General features: G+C 65.4%; 4 protein-coding genes. All 4 read right to left on the minus strand.

Features of this window, described 5'->3' with window-relative positions:
• Positions 1-3: 3 nt before the first annotated feature.
• Positions 4-1062, minus strand: a complete 1059-nt coding sequence (locus tag JOZ76_RS34235) for a DUF1036 domain-containing protein (protein ID WP_291705801.1) — start codon at positions 1060-1062, stop codon at positions 4-6.
• A gap of 80 nt (positions 1063-1142) precedes the next feature.
• Positions 1143-2039, minus strand: coding sequence for an acetylglutamate kinase (gene argB / locus JOZ76_RS34240; RefSeq protein WP_291705802.1), 897 nt, complete (start codon positions 2037-2039; stop codon positions 1143-1145).
• A gap of 78 nt (positions 2040-2117) precedes the next feature.
• Positions 2118-2489, minus strand: a complete 372-nt coding sequence (locus JOZ76_RS34245) for a DUF423 domain-containing protein (protein ID WP_291705803.1) — start codon at positions 2487-2489, stop codon at positions 2118-2120.
• A complete protein-coding gene (yihA, locus tag JOZ76_RS34250; RefSeq protein ID WP_291705804.1) occupies positions 2486-3154 on the minus strand; it encodes a ribosome biogenesis GTP-binding protein YihA/YsxC in 669 nt (222 codons plus the stop codon). The genes JOZ76_RS34245 and yihA overlap by 4 nt, the downstream gene beginning before the upstream one ends.
• Positions 3155-3311: the final 157 nt, after the last annotated feature.

A 3311-nucleotide genomic window follows, 5' to 3' on the forward strand; every position in this document is an offset into this window, starting at 1 on the left:
TCATCACGGCGTTGCAAAGCGCAGCGTCTTGCCGCCGCCGCTCATGTCGACCGCGGCAAAGCCGATCGCAGCAAAGCCACGCGTGGCGCAATCGCCCTGGTCGCTGATCTCGAATTTGTTCTCGCGCGTGCAGAGCTGCTTCTCGCCACCCCAGTTCAGCGGCTTGTCCTTGACCTTGATGGTGCGGTTGTCCGCGTCGACCGCCTCGGCGAAGCTGAAAACCTGCCGGGGCTGGCCGGCGACATCGGGATGCAGGCATTTTCCGGGATCGATGCGGTACCAGCCACGGCTTGTGACCTGTTTGCCGTCATCGGCGGCGATCGCGGCCATGATCTTATAGGGCGTATCGTTGCACCAGGTCAGGCCAACAGGTGATGGTGCCTGCACCGCCTCGATCATCAACGTGAAGAAGTTCTGCGACTGCGCCGCATCGGCGGCGAGGGCGTGGCTCTTCAAAAATGCCGCCAGCGCGCTTTGGGTCTTCGGGCCGTCGACGCCGTCGATCGGGGAGGCATCATAGCCCGCGATTACCAAAAGCCGCTGGATCGCGGCTAGCCGCGCCTGCTCGTCGTCATAGTCGGAATCCTCGGCCAGATACGCCACCAGGTAGCCTTCATCGGTTTGCGTCGGCGTGATCTGCGTGAACGGCGCGGGCGTCTGCCCGATGCGGCACTGGCGCGCGGCGGCAATCACGAAATTGTCCTGCGCAACACACAACGTGTCGCTACCGTTCTGCGGGATCGGCGAGGACCCGTACAAACTGAGCGCGCGGGCGTTGAGCAAAATGCGGTCCGCGTGAAGCGCGCCCTGCAGGACGACGCGGCAGGCCGCGGGATCGATCCGGAACCAGCCGCGCGTGGCGGTCGCCGCCTTATCGTCGATGCCGATCGCGGCCTCGATGACGTAACTCATCCGATTGCAGAGTTTCAGGTCGGCCCGCGCCGGCGCGGCGGAGGCGAGAAGGGCAAGCACTGCGGCTGGCAGCCCGACTAACAAGCGCACGAGTTCGGGCCGTCGCCGTCTTTTCAGCTCGTCATGGCCGGGCTTGACCCGGCCATCCACGTCTTCCCTCCGAGCGTGCGTCCAAGACGTGGATGCCCGCGACAAGCGCGGGCATGACGCGGATGGATGGTTGCTCCTGCTCACTTGTGGATCAGCGTGCCGGTGCCCTGGTTGGTGAACAGTTCGAGCAGCACCGCGTGCGGCGTCTTGCCGTCGATGATGACGACGCCCTGCACGCCCTGCTCGAGCGCATAGATGCAGGTTTCGACCTTGGGGATCATGCCGCCGGAAATGGTACCGTCGGCGATCAGGTTTCGTGCGTCCTTCACCGACAGTTCCGGTATGAGCTTTTTCGATTTGTCGAGCACGCCGGGCACGTCGGTCAGCAGCAGGAGGCGCTTTGCCTTCAGGGCGCCCGCCACCGCACCAGCAAAGGTGTCGGCGTTGACGTTGAAGGTCTGCCCGGTTTTCGAGGTCGCGAGCGGCGCCAGCACCGGGATCAGCTCATAGCCGATCAGCTGGTTGAGCAGCGTGAGGTCGACCTTTTCCGGCTCGCCGACGAATCCGAGATCGACCACCTTCTCGATCTGCGAGCCGGGATCGACCATGGCGCGCGACACTTTGGTCGCCCGCACCATGTTGCCGTCCTTGCCGCACAGGCCGACCGCCTTGCCGCCGGCCTCGTTGATGTAGCCGACCAGCTGCTTGTTGATCGAACCGGCCAGCACCATCTCGACGATCTCGATGGTCGCGGCATCGGTGATGCGCAGGCCGGCCGCGAATTCCGACTGGATGCCGAGCCGCTTCAGCATGGTCGCGATCTGTGGCCCGCCGCCATGCACGACCACCGGATTAATCGCGGTCTGCTCCAGGAGGACGATGTCGCGCGCAAACGCCCGCGCGGTGTCCTCGGCGCCCATGGCATGGCCGCCATATTTGATGACGATGGTCTCATCGTCATATTCCTGCATGTGCGGCAGCGCCTCGGACAGGATGCGGGCCTGATCGAGCGGGCTGATCTCTGGCGTGTCGGGCATGAAACGGATCTCGGCTCAAGACTGGGTCGGGCGCGTTCTATCCGATTGCGCCAGCCCACGCAAAGCGAACAACGACGGTCACACCCGCCGCGGCCAGATCGCCGCGAGCGCGAGTGCCAGCCAGCTTGCGATGAGCAGCGTACCGCCGATCGGCGGGGCAAACGGAAACAGCCCGTGGCCCGAGAAGTGGCGCAAGGCGAGATCGCCGGAAAACAGCGCGGCGGCAACCACGAAGCCTGTTCCGGCCGTCATCGCGATGGCGGCGTGGACGAGACGCCCCGCGAGAGCGACCGCGCCGATGACGGCGGCGGCGTGGAACAGCAGCATCGAGGATGCCGGGGCAAGCCGGGCCGCGTCGCCGCCATGCGCGGAGAGTGCCGCGAGCGCCACGCCGGAGGCGCCCATCAGGCCGGCCGCCATGACGAGGCCACGGCCGATGCGGTGGATCATTGTCGTTCCCTCAAGAGCCGCACCATCGCCGCGCGCAAATCCGCCACTCCGTCACCGCTCTTCGATGACGTCGCGAGGATCTCGGGAAATGCCGCCGGATGTTTGCCGAGCGCAGCCGCGGTCTCGGCGATGCGCGCGTCGAGCTCGGCGCGCTTGACCTGGTCCATCTTGGTGAAGACGAGCTGGTAGCTGACCGCGGCCTTGTCGAGCGTCTTGAAGACGTCATGATCGACGTCCTTCAGCCCGTGCCGCGCGTCGATCAGCACATAGACGCGCGCCAGCGTGCTGCGGCCCTGCAGAAAACGATGGATCAGCGCGGTCCAGGCGGCGACCTTTGCCTTGGGCGCAGCTGCGTAGCCGTAACCGGGCATGTCGACCAGCCGCAGCCCGGGCAATTGAGGGCCTCGCTTGTCGCTGCTGCGTTCGAAGAAAATCAGCTCCTGGGTGCGGCCGGGCGTGTGCGAGGTGCGCGCCAGCGCGTTGCGGCCGGTCAGCGCATTGATCAGGGAGGATTTTCCGACATTGGAGCGCCCGGCGAAGGCGACCTCGATCGCGCCCATCGGTGGCAGCGTCTCGATCGAGGGGGAGGCGTAGATGAATTGCCAGTCGCCGGCGAACAGCTTTCGGCCGGCTTCGATCAGCTCCGCATCGGTGGCGATGGTCATGCGAAGCGTTCCAGCTGATCACTCCAGTCATTCCGGCATGCGCGAAGCGCAGACCCCGAATCTGGAGATTGCGGGGTCGATGCTCCGCATCGGCGCGGAATGACGCGAGCGGATTGCTGGCGCAATCCGCACAGGGTCATGTCTTCGATTCCACCTT

This window comes from Bradyrhizobium sp. (genome assembly GCF_019244115.1).
Classification (GTDB): Bacteria; Pseudomonadota; Alphaproteobacteria; order Rhizobiales; family Xanthobacteraceae; genus Bradyrhizobium.